General features: G+C 41.5%; 19 protein-coding genes. 15 read left to right on the top strand and 4 right to left on the bottom strand.

Going from position 1 to position 18,541, the window contains the following annotated elements; genetic code table 11:
• The first annotated feature begins 157 nt into the window (after positions 1 to 157).
• Complete coding sequence (locus tag PCIT_RS06145; protein WP_010362284.1) at positions 158 to 1,078, top strand: 2-hydroxyacid dehydrogenase; 921 nt, start codon at positions 158 to 160, stop codon at positions 1,076 to 1,078.
• Positions 1,079 to 1,313: 235 nt separating this feature from the next.
• Here PCIT_RS06145 and smrA read toward each other — a convergent pair whose 3' ends face one another.
• The 3 genes from smrA to PCIT_RS06135 form a co-directional block, all read right to left on the bottom strand.
• Positions 1,314 to 1,895, bottom strand: coding sequence for a DNA endonuclease SmrA (smrA, locus tag PCIT_RS06140; RefSeq protein WP_010362283.1), 582 nt, complete (start codon positions 1,893 to 1,895; stop codon positions 1,314 to 1,316).
• Between the two features lie 58 nt (positions 1,896 to 1,953).
• Positions 1,954 to 2,196 (bottom strand): hypothetical protein, encoded by a 243-nt coding sequence (locus PCIT_RS23080; protein ID WP_010362282.1) that lies wholly within the window; start codon positions 2,194 to 2,196, stop codon positions 1,954 to 1,956.
• 100 nt (positions 2,197 to 2,296) lie between these two features.
• Positions 2,297 to 2,734 carry a hypothetical protein gene (locus PCIT_RS06135; protein ID WP_010362281.1) on the bottom strand — a complete coding sequence of 146 codons (438 nt, stop codon included), beginning with the start codon at positions 2,732 to 2,734 and terminating at the stop codon, positions 2,297 to 2,299.
• A 93-nt stretch (positions 2,735 to 2,827) separates the two neighbouring features.
• Between PCIT_RS06135 and PCIT_RS06130 the strand changes: the two genes are divergently transcribed.
• A complete protein-coding gene (locus PCIT_RS06130) occupies positions 2,828 to 3,211 on the top strand; it encodes a response regulator (protein WP_010362280.1) in 384 nt (127 codons plus the stop codon).
• 60 nt (positions 3,212 to 3,271) lie between these two features.
• Here PCIT_RS06130 and rpsT read toward each other — a convergent pair whose 3' ends face one another.
• Positions 3,272 to 3,532 carry a 30S ribosomal protein S20 gene (gene rpsT / locus PCIT_RS06125; RefSeq protein WP_010362279.1) on the bottom strand — a complete coding sequence of 87 codons (261 nt, stop codon included), beginning with the start codon at positions 3,530 to 3,532 and terminating at the stop codon, positions 3,272 to 3,274.
• Positions 3,533 to 3,897: 365 nt separating this feature from the next.
• Here rpsT and murJ point away from each other — a divergent pair, with 365 nt between their 5' ends.
• The 13 genes from murJ to PCIT_RS06065 all read left to right on the top strand — a co-directional run bounded on the left by murJ (position 3,898) and on the right by PCIT_RS06065 (position 18,539).
• The gene (murJ, locus tag PCIT_RS06120; protein WP_010362278.1) at positions 3,898 to 5,466 is read left to right on the top strand and encodes a murein biosynthesis integral membrane protein MurJ; all 1,569 of its coding nucleotides are present in this window, start codon (positions 3,898 to 3,900) and stop codon (positions 5,464 to 5,466) included.
• 79 nt (positions 5,467 to 5,545) lie between these two features.
• Positions 5,546 to 6,472: a bifunctional riboflavin kinase/FAD synthetase gene (gene ribF / locus PCIT_RS23005; RefSeq protein WP_010362277.1), complete on the top strand. Its 927-nt coding sequence runs from the start codon at positions 5,546 to 5,548 to the stop codon at positions 6,470 to 6,472.
• A gap of 21 nt (positions 6,473 to 6,493) precedes the next feature.
• Positions 6,494 to 9,319, top strand: coding sequence for an isoleucine--tRNA ligase (gene ileS / locus PCIT_RS06115; RefSeq protein WP_010362276.1), 2,826 nt, complete (start codon positions 6,494 to 6,496; stop codon positions 9,317 to 9,319).
• Between the two features lie 9 nt (positions 9,320 to 9,328).
• A complete protein-coding gene (lspA, locus tag PCIT_RS06110; protein ID WP_010362275.1) occupies positions 9,329 to 9,829 on the top strand; it encodes a signal peptidase II in 501 nt (166 codons plus the stop codon).
• Positions 9,826 to 10,266 (top strand): FKBP-type peptidyl-prolyl cis-trans isomerase, encoded by a 441-nt coding sequence (gene fkpB / locus PCIT_RS06105; RefSeq protein ID WP_010362274.1) that lies wholly within the window; start codon positions 9,826 to 9,828, stop codon positions 10,264 to 10,266. Before lspA ends, fkpB begins: the two co-directional genes overlap by 4 nt.
• Positions 10,266 to 11,195: a 4-hydroxy-3-methylbut-2-enyl diphosphate reductase gene (ispH, locus tag PCIT_RS06100; protein ID WP_010362273.1), complete on the top strand. Its 930-nt coding sequence runs from the start codon at positions 10,266 to 10,268 to the stop codon at positions 11,193 to 11,195. Before fkpB ends, ispH begins: the two co-directional genes overlap by 1 nt.
• A gap of 14 nt (positions 11,196 to 11,209) precedes the next feature.
• A complete protein-coding gene (locus PCIT_RS06095) occupies positions 11,210 to 12,232 on the top strand; it encodes a sensor histidine kinase (protein ID WP_010362272.1) in 1,023 nt (340 codons plus the stop codon).
• The gene (locus tag PCIT_RS06090; protein ID WP_010362271.1) at positions 12,229 to 12,897 is read left to right on the top strand and encodes a LytR/AlgR family response regulator transcription factor; all 669 of its coding nucleotides are present in this window, start codon (positions 12,229 to 12,231) and stop codon (positions 12,895 to 12,897) included. The genes PCIT_RS06095 and PCIT_RS06090 overlap by 4 nt, the downstream gene beginning before the upstream one ends.
• 179 nt (positions 12,898 to 13,076) lie before the next feature.
• Positions 13,077 to 13,631 carry a type IV pilus modification protein PilV gene (pilV, locus tag PCIT_RS06085; protein ID WP_040698420.1) on the top strand — a complete coding sequence of 185 codons (555 nt, stop codon included), beginning with the start codon at positions 13,077 to 13,079 and terminating at the stop codon, positions 13,629 to 13,631.
• Positions 13,631 to 14,611 carry a PilW family protein gene (locus tag PCIT_RS06080; RefSeq protein WP_010362269.1) on the top strand — a complete coding sequence of 327 codons (981 nt, stop codon included), beginning with the start codon at positions 13,631 to 13,633 and terminating at the stop codon, positions 14,609 to 14,611. Before pilV ends, PCIT_RS06080 begins: the two co-directional genes overlap by 1 nt.
• Positions 14,599 to 15,078, top strand: coding sequence for a pilus assembly PilX family protein (locus tag PCIT_RS06075; RefSeq protein WP_010362268.1), 480 nt, complete (start codon positions 14,599 to 14,601; stop codon positions 15,076 to 15,078). The genes PCIT_RS06080 and PCIT_RS06075 overlap by 13 nt, the downstream gene beginning before the upstream one ends.
• 1 nt (position 15,079) lies before the next feature.
• Positions 15,080 to 18,139 carry a pilus assembly protein gene (locus PCIT_RS06070; protein WP_010362267.1) on the top strand — a complete coding sequence of 1,020 codons (3,060 nt, stop codon included), beginning with the start codon at positions 15,080 to 15,082 and terminating at the stop codon, positions 18,137 to 18,139.
• Positions 18,129 to 18,539 carry a type IV pilin protein gene (locus tag PCIT_RS06065; protein ID WP_010362266.1) on the top strand — a complete coding sequence of 137 codons (411 nt, stop codon included), beginning with the start codon at positions 18,129 to 18,131 and terminating at the stop codon, positions 18,537 to 18,539. The genes PCIT_RS06070 and PCIT_RS06065 overlap by 11 nt, the downstream gene beginning before the upstream one ends.
• Positions 18,540 to 18,541: the final 2 nt, after the last annotated feature.

Here is an 18,541-nt window from a genome sequence, read left to right as displayed (position 1 = left end):
TGTTAATGTATGCAGTAACCACAGAGTAAAAATATCTTGTGACAAGCTTGTTGCAAGGTTCTGGCATTTATATGACAACGGTCATATTGCCATTACTATGAAAGTAGTAATGATAAGGTTAACATAGCGCTTCCTCTTAGAGTGCAGAGAAAAATAAATGTCAGTTTTAATATGTGTTACTGGACGTGATAATACGAAATTAATGCACAAACTTCGTTTATCCTTACCAGAGGTTATGATTTCTGAGTGGCCACATTGTACGAATTTATCTGAGATTGAATTTGTGATTGCGTGGAATGCGCCACAAGCCCTATGGGCACAATTACCTAATTTGAAAGTTGTGCAGTCATATGGGGCTGGCGTTGATGGTATTGAGTTGGATCACCTCCTACCACATGTAGTTGTAACTCGCATTGTTGATACAGGCCTGGCGGATGATATGGCAGAATATGTCTTGACCCATGCGTTAGCCCATAAACTTCGGTTGCGAGAATATAATTTGAAGCAACATTTATGTGAATGGAAACCAAGGCGTGTTAAGCCTTATAACCATGTTGGGATTTTAGGCTTAGGTGAGTTAGGGCAAGCTGCTGCAAAAAGGTTCCTTAATAATGGCTTTATCGTAAGTGGTTGGTCAAGAACTAAAAAAAGTATAGAAGGGGTAACAAGTTATCACGGGGAAGCTGCATTTAATCAGTTTCTAGAGAGTTTAGATTATATCGTGTGTTTGCTTCCTTTAACTGTGCAGACTTCTGGAATATTAAATCGGACTTTATTTGAACAAGTACCGGCACATTGTGTGTTAATTAATGTGGCTCGTGGCCAACACTTGATAGATGAAGATCTAATTTGGGCATTGGATAATAATAAATTGGCAGGTGCTACGCTAGACGTATTTAGTGAAGAGCCATTGCCCTCAGAGCATCCTTTCTGGCACCATCCATTGATCACAATGACACCACATTGTGCTGCTATTACAGACTTAACATCCGTATGTGAGCAGATCACGATTAACATCAATGCAAGTAATGAACAACGACCATTACAAAATATCATTGATAGAAGTGCTGGGTATTAAAGGGTACTTCTTACAGTACAATACTGTATAAAAAAACATATTGAGACATTTGATTACATTCAGTACTGTTGGTAGATAAATAATTATAATAATAAGAAGGCGTTAACGATGAAAAGTAAACAGAGCGGAGCTAAATTATCATTGGTCGTGTTATCGGTCGTGCTTTTAGGTGTTTCTGCTATGTTCACTCAAGCAACGTAATGCCTTTTATGGAAAAACGTTAACTGAGATCCCGTTAACGTTTAGCATAAATTTCTTTTGTTTGTGTTTTTTGCTCGTCGTTTTTCTTTAGCAAAACGTAAGTTGAGCCGTTGCCGCCGTCGCAGCGTAGCGCAGAGTGAAAACATAATACTTCGGGGATCTCTTGCAGCCACTTATTTATATAGCTTTTTAATATGGCAGGTACAGGTTTGCTGTGCAAACCAATTCCATGGCGCAGTAATAGCGCTCGGATATTATCTTTATGACAATCGACAATGAATTCAAATAACGCAGTTCGAGCGTTATGGAAGCGCCGACCGTGTAGGTCGATTGTCGCATCAATTTGGTATTTCCCTAATCTAAGCTTTTTGTAAACGCCTTCTTGAACGCCCGGTTTTTTGAAAGCAAGAATATCGTGCGGGTTGAGTAAATCAACGTACTCTGTTGAGAGGAAGTTTACATCGAGAGATAACGCTTGCTCGGCAGCTTTGCGCTTTTCTAGCTGAGCGATGGTGGGTTCTATTTTTATTTGAGTGAGTTCAGCTTGGCTGCTTTTTGCTAAAGGAACTACATCACCCATAGATGCTAAAAATAGTTCTTCATCAGTCATAGCCATACGAAACCTCTTAACTGCTGTATATGGCTATGATTTTAGCGTAGTTCAATTGGCTTGACTACTGACTTAGATTTAATTGTCCAAATGTGTACACTTTAAATAGATAAAATGTATTAATTAATATTAGGCTTAAATTAGAAACCACACTGGTATTCACCAAGTCCAGACTAAACGAAAGAAACAAAAGGCTGCATGCTGCCACTGCGGCAACGCGTAAGAGAGTTAAGTGATTGATAAAAAAGGCACCAAAGCCAAGTATTAACAATACGGTATTTAAGAGCCAGTCGAACTCGTAAGGCATGGTCTGTTTGGTTTTCCATGGTTGTTTAAAGGAGCGCCATTATGGTGATCCTTTAACCGAGTATCAAACGAGTATTTTTACATATTTCAGATTAGTTTTTTTAATCCAAAATGTATTTATAAATTGCTGAGAAAACCCCTTTCTGCTCGATGATTTGATATTTATGACAGGTTTTTGGGTTTGCTCTGTCAGCACACAGGTATAATGTATTTCTATCTAATGCAGGCTGTGGGTAAAGGGTTGAGTCAAGTAGAATTGGGTCCACGCCTGGAAGCCCTGGCCAATAGATACTTTGTGCTACAAGGCCAAGCTTTTCATAGGTAAGTAACTTAGGTTTTGGGAACAATATAATTAACAGTATCAGCGCTGCCATTATTAGCCATTTGACTTTACTACTGCTTTTTTCTTCGATGATAGCAGTGCTATCTGCGGCCGGTTTATTAGCGGTCGGACTTGCTTTTTTTTGAGATGGACGGCGATTAGGGCGTTTACCTTGTGCTTGCCCAAGTAATGATTGTTTTTTTGCTTGCTTTGACATTCCTGTGTATGGCCTTTTGGTTGCAGGACTCTATAATAGATCTATTATGTTTATAATAGCTTATTTTAGTTTGGCAGCCTACGGGAAAGGATAATGGAACAGCAAATCTCAATTTTAATCGTCGATGATGTAGGAACTGTTCGCAGCTTTTTGCACCAAACACTCATGCACTTGGGGATTGATCATGTAAGGGAAGCTTCAACAGCAACCCAATGTATTAAAGCGTGTGAAGAACAGCATTTTGATATTGTATTTTTAGATATAGAGTTACCAGATGGAGATGGTAAAGAGATAATTGCGCAGCTTAATCAAATCAACGCTGATATCAATGTCGTGATGGTTTCAGCACATTCAACAGTAGATAATGTTAAAGATGCGATAGAGCGGGGGGCTAAAGGGTTTGTAGTTAAGCCATTTTCACCAAAGAAAATTGCGGCAATGTTAAAGAAGTTCTATCCAGAATTGGAATTAACCTAAATATTAGAGACAAAAAAACCGACGAAAGTCGGTTTTTTTAATTCACATTAAAATCAAAAATTATAGAGCTTTGATTTTAGCATTTAAGCGGCTCTTATGACGAGCTGCTTTATTTTTGTGAATTAGACCTTTAGCTGCGTAACGGTCTAGGATTGGTGTAGCGGCAGCGAAAGCTTCAGTTGCAGCTTCTTTGTTACCAGCTTCAATAGCAACTAGTACTTTTTTGAAGTAAGTACGCATCATTGAACGACGGCTTGCGTTGTGTTGACGACGTTTTTCGCTAGTGATAGCGCGTTTTTTTGCAGACTTGATGTTAGCCAAGGTTTGCTCCTAACAATCTTAAAATAAGCTTAATTTAAAGGCCGAGGAATATGCCTGTTTTATTGGCAAAAGTCAACATATATTGACTACCACGACCTTTGTCTCTTCGTAATTGTAACCTGTGGTGACGAAAACCTTGGCTTAATGCGTTTGGCGATCAGTTTTAACAGGTACATGAACCACAAAAATACGGTGTGAGTTTCTCGCATCCAGTGATTAATGCCCTTATTGTATCAAATCTTAATTACTACACCTAGTGTTAGATATAGATATTTTTCTAATTCAGCCAAAGCTCACACTGATAATGTCAACATAGGCAAGAGACTATGGCATAATTTACGCGTTTTTTATTTTTGGAGCATACAGTGGCAAAGGGGTTATTTAAATCAGGCATGATAGTGAGCGCCATGACGATGATTTCAAGGGTTATGGGATTGATTAGGGATGCCGTGGTTGCCAACTTATTAGGGGCTGGCTTAGCCGCTGATGTATTTTTATTCGCTAATCGGATCCCAAATTTTCTGCGTCGATTATTTGCTGAAGGTGCATTTGCGCAAGCATTTGTCCCCGTACTGTCTGAGATTAAAGAACAGCATGGTGACGATAAAGTGAGAGTTTTTGTGGGTCAAGCTGCTGGTACACTGGGCACTATTTTGTTGTGTGTGACATTACTTGGGGTCGTTGGCTCACCTGTTATTGCCGCATTGTTTGGTACTGGCTGGTTTATTGATTGGTGGCAAGGAGGAGAGGAAGCGGCGAAATTCGAGCTTGCCAGCACATTATTGAAATTCACTTTCCCCTACTTATTTTTTGTCAGCTTAGTCGCATTAAGTGGTGCGATACTTAATGTATACAATAAATTTGCTGCCGCGGCGTTTACGCCAGTGCTTCTCAATATTGCAATTATTAGCTGTGCTATCTTATTGCATGATAATTTTGATAATGGCGCATATGCATTAGCAATTGGTGTGTTTGTTGGGGGCGCCGCACAGCTTGTGTTCCAATTACCGTTTTTGTTACGCATTGGTATGTTGCAAAAGCCCACCTTCGCATGGCACTCGCCAGAAGTAACTAAAGTACGAAAACTAATGCTTCCTGCTATGTTTGGTGTGTCTATTAGCCAAATCAATTTGCTGTTAGATACTGTGATAGCATCGCTTTTGGTGACAGGGTCGATAGCATGGCTTTATTATTCAGATCGCTTAATTGAATTCCCATTAGGGTTATTTGGCATTGGGATTGCGACGGTTATTTTACCCGCGTTATCTAAATTACATGCCAATAATGCGGCTGATGACTTCCAAGTGACATTAGACTGGGGGGTACGCTTTGTTCTCTTTTTAGGTTTCCCTGCGATGGCAGGACTGATAGTGATCAGTCCATTAATCATTACTGTTTTATTTGATCATGGCGCATTCTCAGAGGGAGAGGTTGATCATGTTAAAGCGGTTAGTTTGGGTGTTTCTGCATACTCTGTTGGCCTTGTTAGCTTTATGTTGATTAAAGTACTGGCCCCCGGGTTTTATGCGCGTCAAGATACCAAGACGCCAGTTAAAATTGGTATTATTACACTCGTGTTAAATATGCTTTTTAACATTGCATTGGCCCCTTTTATTGGTTATTTAGGTTTAGCATTGGCAACATCATTATCAGCAAGCTGTAATGCATATTTACTATACAATAAGCTAGCTAAGCAAGGTGTCTTTATCGTGTCATCATTTACAGGGTGGTTTGCTCTCAAGTGCCTTGTTTCTTCAATTATTATGGGCTTAAGCATATGGTACTTCAGTGCGCAATTCGCGTGGCGTTCTTGGGCCTTCATTGATCAAGTTGGGTTGCTTTGCATTTTATTAGCATTAGCAATGACACTCTATTTTTTCACCCTGTTTTTGATGGGTGTGAGAGTTAAGACGATTAAAGATGTTCGAGTGTGACATGCAGGTGTTCGCATTTTTAAGCAACTTGGGTATAATCGGGCACTTTGAAGATTAACGTAATTAAGGCTATGACGTAATGCAGCTGATCAGAGGCATCCATAACATTCGACCCCATCATTTCGGTTGCGTGTTAACGATAGGTAACTTTGACGGTGTGCACTTAGGGCATGTTGAGGTTTTAAAGGGCCTAGTGCAAGATTCTAAGCGCTACAACTTGCCTAGCACAGTCATGTTATTTGAACGTCAGCCTCAAGAGTTTTTTGCCAAAGATAAAGCACCAGCCAGGCTAACTCGGTTAAGAGACAAGTTAGCTTTATTAGCAAAACTTAATATTGACCGTGTGATTTGTGTGAGTTTTACGCAACAGTTTGCTCAACAAAGCGCCGAATATTTTGTTCAGCACATATTAGCTGAAAAGCTTGGGGTGAAAGCTTTAACAGTTGGTGATGATTTTAAATTTGGTCATGCACGTCGAGGTGACTTTAATATGCTTAAAGAGATTGGCGAGTCCGTCTCTATGCATGTGAAAAGCACAGCGAGTTTGCGCCGCGATGACTGTCGGGTAAGTAGTACTTTGATAAGAGCGGCGTTAGCCAAAGGTGATTTAGATACCGCACATCAAATGCTAGGTCACACATATGCCATAGCAGGCCGTGTTATTCATGGTTGGAAAAAAGGCAGAGAGCTTGGTTTTCGCACTGCGAATATTGCGTTAAAGCGCCAAGTGATCCCTGTTCAAGGGGTTTTTGCTGTTCGGGTCAATTTAAATGGCAAGCAGTACAAAGGTGTTGCTAACGTTGGTACTAAGCCAACGCTAAATGGTACAAAGGCCTTATTAGAAGTGCACCTTTTTGATTTTAATCAAGATGTTTACGGACATTTTATGCAAGTGGAGCTGGTTAAAAAGCTTCGTAATGAACAAAAATTCGATACATTGCCGCAGTTAACAGCGCAAATAGCAACAGATGTTGCTGACGCTAAGCAATGTTTTAATTTTAAGTAGCCGATACGGAAACTAGGATAAATGAGCGACTACAAACACACTCTGAATTTACCGGAAACTGAGTTTCCAATGCGTGGTAACTTAGCGCAACGCGAACCAAAAATGTTGAAAACTTGGTACGAACAAGACTTATATGGTCAGATCCGTAGCGCGAAAAAAGGTAAGAAGCCATTTATTTTACATGATGGCCCTCCGTACGCGAATGGTGATATTCACTTAGGTCACTCGGTAAATAAGATTCTGAAAGATATTATTATTAAGTCGAAAACATTATCTGATTTTGATGCGCCGTATGTACCTGGTTGGGACTGCCATGGTCTACCAATCGAGCTACAGGTAGAGAAAAAAGTGGGTAAGCCTGGTAAGAAAGTTACCGCGGCTGAGTTTCGAGAGAAATGCCGTGCTTATGCGCAAAAGCAAGTTGAAGGCCAAAAAGCTGACTTTAAACGCCTAGGTGTGTTTGGTGACTGGGACAAACCTTACTTGACGATGAACTTTGACTTCGAAGCGAATGCAATTCGTGTGTTAGGTCGTATCATCAAAAGTGGTCATTTACATAAAGGTGCAAAGCCAGTGCATTGGTGTACTGACTGTGGCTCAGCATTAGCGGAAGCAGAAGTTGAGTATCAAGATAAACAGTCTCCAGCGATTGATGTAAAGTTTGATTTTGTAGATCAAGCGGCTGTAGTAGCTGCATTTGATTTGGCTGAAGGGCATCAAGGTGAAGGCAGTGTCGGTACCGTGATATGGACGACAACGCCTTGGACATTGCCTGCAAACCGTGCAGTAGCTGTACATGAAGCATTGGAATATGCCCTTGTTCAAGTGGAAGATGAAGGTAAAGTACAGCGCCTTATCTTAGGTTCTGAGCTTGTCAAAGATGCGATGGATCGTTTTGGTTTTAACCATTTTCATGTACTGGGGTATGTGAAAGGTCAAGCTATTGAGAACCTGAGAGTTGCGCACCCATTTTATGACTTTGATGTGCCAGTAATTTTAGCCGAGCATGTGACGACAGAATCAGGTACTGGTGTTGTACATACAGCCCCGGGCCACGGTCAAGAAGATTTCAGCGCAGGTTTAGCATATGGGTTAGAAGTGGCAAACCCTGTTGGTGCAAATGGTGTTTACTTCCCAGACACGCCATTGTTTGGCGGTCAACATGTGTTTAAAGCGAATGCGAGTGTAATTGAAGTACTGACTGAAAAAGGTGCTTTGATGCACCACCATGCATTGCAGCATAGTTACCCACATTGTTGGCGCCATAAAACGCCAATTATTTTCCGTGCAACACCGCAGTGGTTTGTGAGCATGGATCAGGCTAATTTACGCCAAGACTCTTTAAACGAAATCGCCAAGACACAGTGGTTGCCAGAATGGGGTGAAAATCGTATTGCAAATATGGTCGAAGGGCGTCCTGACTGGTGTATTTCTCGTCAGCGTACTTGGGGTGTGCCAATTGCTTTATTTGTAGATAAAGATACTGGTGCATTACACCCAGATACAGAAACGTTTATCGAGCAAGTAGCGGTCATGGTTGAAGGCAAAGGTATTCAAGCGTGGTATGACTTAGACCCGGCGACCCTTTTAGGTAAAGATGCTGAGCAATACATGAAAGTGCAAGACACTTTAGATGTATGGTTCGACTCGGGTGTATCGCATGCGTGTGTAGTCGATGCACGAGAAGAGCTGACGGGCCCTGCTGATTTATATCTTGAAGGCTCAGATCAGCATAGAGGGTGGTTCATGTCATCAATGATGACTTCTGTTGCGATCAATGGTCATGCCCCATATAAGCAAGTCCTGACACATGGTTTCACTGTCGATGAAAATGGCCGTAAAATGTCAAAGTCATTAGGCAACGTGATTTCACCACAGAACATCATGAATAAACTTGGTGCAGATATTTTACGCTTATGGGTGGCATCAACGGATTACACCGCGGAAATGACGGTATCAGATGAAATATTTAAACGTTCTGCTGATCGCTACCGTCGTATCCGTAACACCAGTCGTTATTTACTGTCTAATTTAAGTGGCTTCAATCCAGCAACAGACTTAGTTGCTGTTGATGATATGGTTGAGTTGGATCGTTGGATTGTTTCTCGTGCAGCACAACTGCAAACAGAGATTTTAGAAGCGTATGATAACTACCAAATGCTGGTAGTGACTCAGAAGCTAATGAACTTCTGTACCGGTGAACTTGGTTCATTCTATCTAGATGTGATTAAAGATCGTCAGTACACAGCAAAGAGTGATAGTCATGCACGTCGTTCATGTCAATCTGCGCTTTATCATATCGCAGAAGCAATGACGCGTTGGATGGCACCTATCATGAGCTTTACAGCACAAGAAATTTGGCAAGCATTACCTGGCGAACGCAGTGAATTTGTATTTACCGATGTATGGTATGAAGGCCTAAATGACGTCAGTGAAGGTAAGCTAGATAACGATTATTGGCAGGGTGTGCTAGCTGTTCGTGATGAAGTAAACCGAGTGCTAGAAAATGCGCGTAAGGAAGAAGTCATTGGTGCAACACTACAAGCAGAAGTGACGCTTTACACTCATGGCGATTTAGCTGAAGCGTTGAATAAATTAGGTGATGAACTACGTTTTGTTTTATTAACGTCAAAAGTTGATGTTGCACCTGTCGAGAATAAACCTGATGATGCAATTGCCTCTGAAATTGAGGGGTTGTTTATTAGTGTTGCTGCAACGGATGCTAAAAAATGTGAACGTTGTTGGCATTACTGTGATGATGTTGGTACGAATGAAGCGCACTCAGACATTTGTGGTCGGTGTATTACCAATGTTGAAGGTGACGGTGAACAGCGTCAGTTTGCATAGGAGTATAATGTGACCGACTCAACTCAAAAAAGTGGTTTAGTTTGGTTATGGCTAAGTCTACTGCTATTTGCAGTAGACTATGTTACCAAAGCAGCCGTCATGGATAGTATGAAGCTCTATGAATCAATCGAGTTGCTACCCTTTTTCAACTTTACCTATATGCATAACTATGGTGCTGCGTTTAGCTTTTTAAGTGAAGCGGGCGGTTGGCAACGTTGGTTTTTGAGCAGTATTGCGGTGGCAATCAGTGCACTATTGCTATTTTGGCTACGTAAGCTACCAGCCAACAACTGGGTTTTATGCGGTGCATATTCGCTTGTGTTAGCTGGCGCGATTGGGAATTTAGTCGACAGATTAGTGCATGGTTACGTGATTGACTTTTTGCACTTTTACTATCAAAACTGGCATTATCCTGCTTTTAATGTTGCGGATATGGCGATTGTAGGTGGTGCGGGTCTATTATTATTTGATGCCTTTAAGGGTGATTCTTCTCAGGAGAAAAAAGCGTGAGTGAACAAGTTATAGGCTCTCAGTCTGAGGTGCTTTTTCATTTTTCAATAAAGCTTGAAGATGGCTCAGCAGCAGACTCGACTAAAGTACATAACAAGCCGGCAAAGCTATTTATGGGCGATGGCAGCTTAACTGAAAACTTTGAAAAATGTTTGTTAGGCTTAGTGGTTGGTGACAGTAAATCGTTCGAACTTGAACCTGAAGATGCTTTTGGTCAGCCTAACCCTGATAATATCTACTATGTTGATCGTAGTAAGTTTGGCGCTGATACCCCTGCTGAAGTAGGCAGTATTATTGCCTTTACACAACCTGATGGCACTGATTTACCTGGTCTTGTGCGTGATGTTGCAGGGGACTCTGTGACGGTTGATTTTAATCACCCTCTGGCAGGCCAAAAAGTAACATTTGAAGTGGATATTCTTGAGGTGAGTAACTAATGGATATCTTGTTAGCTAACCCAAGGGGCTTTTGTGCAGGCGTAGACCGTGCCATAAGTATCGTGGAGCGCGCATTAGATATTTTTGAAAGCCCGATATACGTCCGCCATGAAGTTGTTCACAATAAATATGTTGTAAATGGCTTAAAAGCACGTGGTGCGGTATTTGTGGAAGAGTTACACCAAGTACCTGATGATAGCATTGTTATTTTTAGTGCACATGGTGTTTCTCAGCAAGTACGTCAAGAAGCAAAACGGCGTGAGCTGAAAGTGTTTGATGCAACGTGTCCATTAGTAACTAAAGTTCATATGGAAGTGACACGAGCGAGTCGTAAGGGCACAGAATGTATCTTGATAGGCCACCACGGTCACCCAGAAGTTGAGGGGACTATGGGGCAGTATGCCAATGATGACGGTGGTATTTATCTTGTAGAGACACCAGAAGATGTGAGCGAACTAGAGATAAAAGACCCGAGTAATGTATTTTACTGTAGTCAAACTACTTTGTCTGTCGACGATACCGCTGATGTGATCGATGCGCTCAGGAGTAAGTTCCCGCAGATACATGGACCGCGTAAAGATGATATTTGCTATGCGACACAAAATCGACAAGATGCAGTGCGAGACTTAGCAGATAAAGTAGATGTACTTTTGGTTGTGGGTGCAAAGAATAGCTCTAACTCAAATCGATTACGTGAACTTGCCGACAAAATGGGTACCACATCATACCTTATTGATGATGCCAGTAGTATGAATGAAAGTTGGTTTAATAAAATTGGCACCGTAGGTGTTACTGCGGGGGCGTCAGCACCTGAGGTATTAGTTCAACAGGTTATTACACGTTTAAAAGAACTGGGTGGTAAAACTGTGGTTGAGAACCCTGGCGAAGAAGAAAGTGTTGTCTTTGCTGTGCCTATCGAACTACGTTAGCAAAGAACGCAGCCATGTATAAGTCACCTGATTTATCAAATGGACTGCTCCCAGCGATAGTCACTGAGCGAGGCGTGCTAGCGATGCTAGTCGCCTCTCAAATCCTAGCATTACTCCTTGCGTTTTCTCCTATGAGCTATGAATCTATCTGGGTTCGTTTAGGGATCATTAGTTTATTTGTCCATTGTGTAAGTGCAATTGGTTTTACTGTTTTATCGCTGTTACGACCATATATAAGTAACTACACAGGGACAATCGAGTACCTTGTTATTGTTAGTGTCTTTCAAATTATTACTTTCGTAATGAGCTTGGGGGTAACACTATTCGAAGTTGCTAACAGCCATCTTCTAGATTGGTCATTTGTCGCTAAAAATAACGCGATTTGTTTATTTGTAACGCTGTTATTTTTACACTTCATGGTTATCTTTCGTGACAAAGTTACGACGATTGCGACACTTTCTCGATTAGAGTTAGATGCATTACACGCACGAATTCGACCACACTTCCTTTACAATAGTTTAAATACCATTGCTGAATTGACCCAGCAAGACTCAGATGCCGCTGAGCAGGCTGTATTGACGCTAGCAAACTTGTCTCGGTGTGCGTTGCATCCAAATCAGTTTGTGTCTTTGACTGAGGAGTTGGCGTTATCAAAAAAGTACATTGAGTTAGAGACATGGCGATTCGCAAATAAGATGCAGGTCGATTGGTTTTTACCAGCTAACTTACCGGATATTCAAGTACCGGTGTTAACGATTCAGCCTCTGGTTGAAAACTCGGTTAATTATGGTATTGAAGGCAGTATTGCTGGCGGTATTATCACCGTTGAGGTGACGTTTGCCACTGAACGAGTAACCATTGTTGTGACTAACTCAATTGGAGAGAGAGTGTCAAAACACAAAGGTCAGGGGATTGCACAGAGAAATATTAAAGAGCGATTAGCGTTGCTTTATGGTGATAGTGCAAAGCTCGATGTACAACAGACGAATGAGCAGTATCGAGTTGCCTTGGTATTGCCTTGTGAGGCCAAAAGATGAAGTACTTAGTAGCTGATGATGAGCCGCTTGCACGCCAAAGAATTAGTAGATTGATGGATAAGCTAGGTGGCTTTGAGTTTGTGGGGTCTGCTGAACATGGTACACAAGTCTTAGATTTAGTAGATAAGTGTAAGCCAACGATTTTACTGCTCGATATTGATATGCCAGGAATGAGTGGTATCGATGTCGCGAAACAGCTTAATGGTTCACATCCTGATGTCAAAGTTGTGTTTGTGACAGCACATGCTGAATTCGCGTTAGATGCGTTTCATGTTTTTGCTGCGGGTTACTTAGTGAAACCAGTGCAACTAGAGCAGCTAACTGCAGTGATGTCTCGGTTATATACACCAAAATTACAATACCAATTGGCGGGCGAGACGCGTTCAGTAAACATTTCAGAGGTATTAGTTGCGCAAGCAGATGATAAATATACTCATATCTGGTTTGAAGGAGGCGAAGCTATGGTGGATCATAGCTTAAAGTACTTGTTAGCACATTACCCACAAGATTTTATTCAAATACACAGGCATACTTTAGTTAAACGCGATGCCATTGACTCGATTGCCCATCAAGTCTCTGGTGGGGCTATGGTAACGATTAAAGGGTTTCCGGAACAGTTACCCGTTAGCCGAAGGGCTGTCAAAGAGGTAAAAGCTTTAATCTAGCTCGGACTTCACACGGTTTTCATTACACCTTTTCACACACTCATTTCTAATTTTTCACCCTATTTAAATCAAAAAACAGCCGTTTGTCAGACTTTTTGACCGTTCAAGGAATTACGCATTGAGCTATTTTTTTGAATATTTTATTCTTAATGAGTATGGGATTATCACGAGAATTTGCAATGGCAAAACTTTATAAGCGACAAGCAGGTTTCACTTTGCTAGAAGTACTCATCGCCTTTATGGTGTTGAGCTTTGGTTTATTGGGTGCAGTTGCACTGCAAGCGAAAGCTAAACAAGCTAGCTTTGATTCAATGCAGCGCGCCGCGGCAGTTGCTCTGGCAAACGACATTTTACAAAGGATCAGAGTGAATGACTCCGCAGACATAGTGAGCAATTATGATCTTACTTTTTCGAGTGATACGGACTTAATCCCCCAGCTTAGGTGTTTTAGCAATGACTGTACAAGTTCTGCAATTGCTGCGCTTGATTTAGAGCAGTGGAAAAACGCGATTCGTGCTAGAGAAAATACAGGAACGTTGGATGATACAACCGTATGTATAGACTTAGATGCTGATGCGCAAGGTAAAGGAATTGATGTACAGGTGGTTGTGACTTGGCGAGGTCGACAAGAAATTAAAGCAACTGATGCTATTAAAGGTATTAGCTGTGGTACCAATGATGATAAGCGACGTTTGGTTGTGCTGACTACGTTTATTTTTGCAAGAGGTGTTTAATGAAACGCACTGGTTTTTCAATTCTTGAATTAATGATTTCGATGTTTATTGGCGCTCTGATCTTAGGGGGGGTGATAGCCACTTATGTCAGTATGAAAGTGACCACGAGAGATACAATGGCAATTGGAGAAATGCAAGAAACTGGCAGGCTGGCGCTCTCTATTTTACAGCGAGATATAGAGCAAGTGGGTTTTTGGGGGACTTTTTATGACGAAGAGTTTACAGCTGCAAACGTCGTGAGCCCTTCTAATCCAAGTGGCGACTGCTTTGGTGGTATTAACAATGGCAGCTTTCCTGACTCCACGCCTTCTAATTTTCGCTCTATTTATGCGGAAGTGTCTGATGGTTCTAATGTACTTGGGTGTGTTTCGAATAGTGTTGAAGACACCGATGTATTGCAATTAAAGCTACTCGAAGGAAACCCCATCGATGTTGCGTCTACAGCGACAGATTCAAATCGATATTATTTTATTGCTGAACAAGAGAGGGCTTCGTTCGTAACTGGTGCTGGCACGATTGCGTTGCCTACTGTTAACGCAACAGTTTGGCCATACAGCCACCATGTATACTTCATATCGACCGAAGAGCTTACAATTAATAATGTGACACGAGATATACCGATATTAAGACGTTTAAGATTGAGTACAAGTGGCATGCAAGTAGAAACCGTGATGGAGGGAATAGAAGATTTTCGCTTGGTTTTTGGCTTAGATACTGACGCAGATGGCCGTGTGAATACCTACCGTAGTACTCAGGATATGACGACTTCTGATTGGGAAAATGATGATGGCGTTTTAACAGTACAAATATACTTACTTGTAAGGGCATTGGAACCCGATCCTGGCTTACAGCTAAATAGTCAAACTTACACGTTGGGGGTCGACCCAGATAGACGCACTCATACTTTTGCGGATAACTTCCGGCGCACGGTTTTTACGACGACAATACGGTTAAACGGGGCAATGTCATGGAGTATGTGAAGAAACAACAAGGTATTGTACTTGTAACAGCAATGGTCATGATTGTAGCCGTGACTGCGGTTGCAGTAACGCTTATGAGTAGCAGCAGTATTGACCTAAAAATAACCAACGCGGCGCAAGAAAGAGAGCAAGCTGAAAACTTGTTAATTGGCGAGGTGCAAAGAGTCATACAAAATGAAAATAACAGACCTGATAGCGCGAACCACTTCTTGATGTCTCCGCAACAGTTAGAGATAGAACAAAATAAGACATTTTCAGGCGAACATAATACGGACAATGAGATGCGCGCCTTGAATAGTGGTTCAAAGCAGCTGAATTGCCCAAGATCTTTTAAATATTCCAAGGGAGTTATGTGTAATTTAACAGAGATTAGTACCACGGTTGAATATGGAACTCGTACACGTCATCGACTCACCGTAGTTGTCGGTGTAGGGCAGCAGTATATTGACAAAAGTAAGGGGAAATAAGATGAAAAACGCTATTTTACTTTTTGTTTGCTTAATAAGTGTTAAAGCATTTGCAGAAGATATTGAGCTATATGTTAAGCATAATATTGATATTGACGAAAAGCCCAGAGTGATGCTTATTTTTGATACTTCAGGCAGTATGGCATTTTCAAGCAGAACTGGGCGTAGCTGTGGTTATGATTATTCTCGAAGACGTTATAGACTTTGCTCAGATAGCCGATTAGGCGTTGCGAAAAATGCGATTACTGATTTAGTAAATAAAAACCCAGATATAGACTTTGGCTTAATGCGTTTTAATGGCAGTAGTGGTGGCTATGTGTTAGCACGCATTGGTGCGGCTCAGTCAACGGTAAAATCACAAATTAATAACCTGGTCGCTAATGGCGCGACACCGTTGAGCGAAACGCTATGGGAAGCTTATCTATATCTGACGGGAGGTAGTCGGTATTATTCAAGGAATGTACGTGGCAGAGATACCAGTATAGAAAGTGGCAACTCATACCTTTCGCCATTTAGGCAAGTAGCAGGGGAGCCGGAGCGTTGTGATAACGCGGTTAATATCATTTTGATGACAGATGGCGATCCCTCTAACGATAGTCAACAAAATGGGAATATCAGAAGTTTACACCAGAACCGCTTTGGTAGTAGTGCCCCCGTTTACAATGGTAACTATATGCCGGCGCTTGCTAAATCCATTTATGGTGACAGTAACACAATAGTTGATTTGTATCCGACTACCAGTACAAAAGAAGATACAGGGCGGGTCTACACTATTGGTTTTGGTAATGGCATGAGTAGTTCAGGTAAAAATATCTTGCAGAAAACAGCCGATTTAGGTGGTGGGCAGTATTTACAAGCAAATACGTCATCACAGTTATCAGACGCTTTAAATTCAGTGACAAACAGTATTCGCCAAGAAGCGGATAGCTTTGCCTTACCGGTAGCAGCTAATACAGGCAACCAAACTAAAAGCAGTGACTCTTTATACTACACCATGTTTTTACCTGAAACTCATACAACTTGGAAAGGTAACCTAAAAAAATTAAAAGTAAAAAATAACACTACTTTAGTTGATATGGGTGGCAAAGCAGCCATAGATAAAGATGGAAAAATTGATAAAAATGCGACGACATTTTGGTCTGAACCAGGCTCAAAAGATGGCAATGCGGTAGATAAAGGTGGTGTGAATTATCAGCTAAGCCGCCAAACAACACGAAATATATACTCTGATTTTGGGACTGCATCACTACACAACTTTACCTACTCAACCGCGTTCACTCAATATGGTAATAATTTAGAAACGTTTACAGACAAAATGAATGCTCCTGCTAGTGAGCTTGCAAGTATTATGCAATGGGCCAGAGGCATTGACGTTAATGATGAAGACAGAGATAGCAATCGTAATGAACGTAGGCAAACTATTTTCGGCGATCCACTGCACTCTAAAGTGGTATCGATTAATTATGGGACAGAAGAGAGCCCGAATATTAGGTTGTTAGTGGGCACCAATGCGGGCTTTATGCATATGTTCAAAGATAACGGCGATACGATGACGGAAAGCTGGGCGTTTATTCCTGAAAGATTGCTCCCTGTATTGAAAGGTCAGAAAGATAAGAAAGCAGATACGAAGTTATACGGTGTGGATGGGCCATCCACACTTTATCATGATGATAAAGATGGCGATAACTTAGTATCTTCTGGTGACAGTGTGTGGTTGTTCTTTGGTTTGCGCCGTGGCGGAAACCAGTATTATGCTTTAGATATTACCAATCCAGACTCTCCTAAATTGATGTGGGGAGGGCCAATAACTGGTGGCACTGGTGACTTTGAAATGTTAGGACAAACGTGGGCAAAACCGTTAGTAACACACATTGAAATGGAGGGAGATGACCCTGTTGTTATTTTTTCGGCAGGTTATGACACCAATAAAGACAATGTGTCAAAAACCAATGATTCACTCGGGCAAGGCGTATATATTGTCAAAGCGCTAACTGGTGAATTGGTATGGTCGTTAACACGCAAAAATGGCTTTACAGGTAAGCACAGTATTGCGGGAAGCGCTACTACGCTTGACTCTAATTATGATGGTTATGACGATAGGATATATATGGCTGATACGGGTGGTGGTGTATGGCGTATAGATATGCCGGGACCTAACCCAAGCAACGGTAGCGAGCCATGGACGCACTTTAAGCTAGCGCAACTTGGAGGTAATAACGCATCAAGCGATAGACGTTTTTATAGTGCCCCAATGGTTGCTCGTACTTATTTCAGTAAAGTATCAATAACTGAGTCAAGCTCAAATAATATAAAGACGAGAAAAGACACTCCGTATGAAGCAATCTTACTTGGTTCTGGCAATAGAACTAGGCCTGCATCTTCGGCCGCAATTGACTATTTATTTATGATACGAGATGAAAATTCAGTAACGAAGTCTTTTGAAGACGATGACATTCCGCAGCCGATAAAAATTGGTGACTTATTTAATGTGACCCAAGATCCATTTTCTAAACAGCTAAACGATTTGGATAAGTTTACAGATTTAGAGGCTGAACTAGGCTCCTTTCAAGGTTGGAAATACAAGTTGAGTGCGTCCGAAAAATCATTATCAGAAGCCTCAGTTGCTGGTGGTGTTGCGTATTACACATCTTTTAGTCCTCCTGGCACCTCAAATAAATGTGAGGTGGAAGCTGGTTCTGGCAAGCTTTACGCATTTCACCTTCATTATGGGACTAAAATTTATAATCAATTGAGCTTTGCGACCCAGACTGCAGTACCCGAAGCACCACAACCTTATTTTACTTGTAAAGTATCTAGTAACACCTCTGGGACTTATGAAAGTAATTCTTGCAGTACCGAAATCAAGATGATTGGGCCTGTTTTAACATCGACTCCTAATGCCGACCTTGATTTAGGCGAGGATGGAATTTTCGATACTGTTGAGATCGCAGACCCGGTTCCAAGGATGGGTGATGGGTCAATTGATCTCGTTGATGGCGAATTCGGATTACAAACAAAGCAGCTCTATATTTACAAAAGGGAAGAGAACGATGAGAAATAGCACTGTTAATGGATTTACGTTGATTGAAGTGATGATAGTGGTTGTAATTGTTGGCATATTGGCCTCCATCGCGTATCCAAATTATTCAAGTTATGTCAACCGCGCTGCGCGTGCTGATGCAATGGTGATTTTATTAGATGCTGCAAATAGACAAGAGCAGTTCTTTGTTGATAATCGTCAATATACCAGTGACCTTGCAGACCTTGGTGTACCGACTGAAACTGAAAATGGGTATTTCACGATAGGCGTTGAGGCCGACACAAGCAGTTTTACGGTGACTGCGACTGCTGACAGTGGCCCAGTTGCGGGGGATACAGAATGTAGTACGTTAACCATAAATGAGTTGGGCTTGAAAGGTAATACAGGCAGTGGCGATGCTGACTTATGTTGGGAGCGATAATT

This window comes from Pseudoalteromonas citrea (genome assembly GCF_000238375.3).
Classification (GTDB): domain Bacteria; phylum Pseudomonadota; class Gammaproteobacteria; order Enterobacterales; family Alteromonadaceae; genus Pseudoalteromonas; species Pseudoalteromonas citrea.
This window is presented reverse-complemented; position numbering and strand designations above follow the sequence as displayed.

What these genes read in the sequence shown, in the direction of transcription:
- PCIT_RS06145 (WP_010362284.1), top strand. Translation starts at nt 158, where the DNA reads ATGTCAGTTTTAATATGTGTTACTGGACGTGATAATACGAAATTAATG.
- smrA (WP_010362283.1), bottom strand. Translation starts at nt 1,895, where the DNA reads ATGGCTATGACTGATGAAGAACTATTTTTAGCATCTATGGGTGATGTA.
- PCIT_RS23080 (WP_010362282.1), bottom strand. Translation starts at nt 2,196, where the DNA reads ATGCCTTACGAGTTCGACTGGCTCTTAAATACCGTATTGTTAATACTT.
- PCIT_RS06135 (WP_010362281.1), bottom strand. Translation starts at nt 2,734, where the DNA reads ATGTCAAAGCAAGCAAAAAAACAATCATTACTTGGGCAAGCACAAGGT.
- PCIT_RS06130 (WP_010362280.1), top strand. Translation starts at nt 2,828, where the DNA reads ATGGAACAGCAAATCTCAATTTTAATCGTCGATGATGTAGGAACTGTT.
- ribF (WP_010362277.1), top strand. Translation starts at nt 5,546, where the DNA reads ATGCAGCTGATCAGAGGCATCCATAACATTCGACCCCATCATTTCGGT.
- ileS (WP_010362276.1), top strand. Translation starts at nt 6,494, where the DNA reads ATGAGCGACTACAAACACACTCTGAATTTACCGGAAACTGAGTTTCCA.
- ispH (WP_010362273.1), top strand. Translation starts at nt 10,266, where the DNA reads ATGGATATCTTGTTAGCTAACCCAAGGGGCTTTTGTGCAGGCGTAGAC.
- PCIT_RS06095 (WP_010362272.1), top strand. Translation starts at nt 11,210, where the DNA reads ATGTATAAGTCACCTGATTTATCAAATGGACTGCTCCCAGCGATAGTC.
- PCIT_RS06090 (WP_010362271.1), top strand. Translation starts at nt 12,229, where the DNA reads ATGAAGTACTTAGTAGCTGATGATGAGCCGCTTGCACGCCAAAGAATT.
- pilV (WP_040698420.1), top strand. Translation starts at nt 13,077, where the DNA reads ATGGCAAAACTTTATAAGCGACAAGCAGGTTTCACTTTGCTAGAAGTA.
- PCIT_RS06080 (WP_010362269.1), top strand. Translation starts at nt 13,631, where the DNA reads ATGAAACGCACTGGTTTTTCAATTCTTGAATTAATGATTTCGATGTTT.
- PCIT_RS06075 (WP_010362268.1), top strand. Translation starts at nt 14,599, where the DNA reads ATGGAGTATGTGAAGAAACAACAAGGTATTGTACTTGTAACAGCAATG.
- PCIT_RS06070 (WP_010362267.1), top strand. Translation starts at nt 15,080, where the DNA reads ATGAAAAACGCTATTTTACTTTTTGTTTGCTTAATAAGTGTTAAAGCA.
- PCIT_RS06065 (WP_010362266.1), top strand. Translation starts at nt 18,129, where the DNA reads ATGAGAAATAGCACTGTTAATGGATTTACGTTGATTGAAGTGATGATA.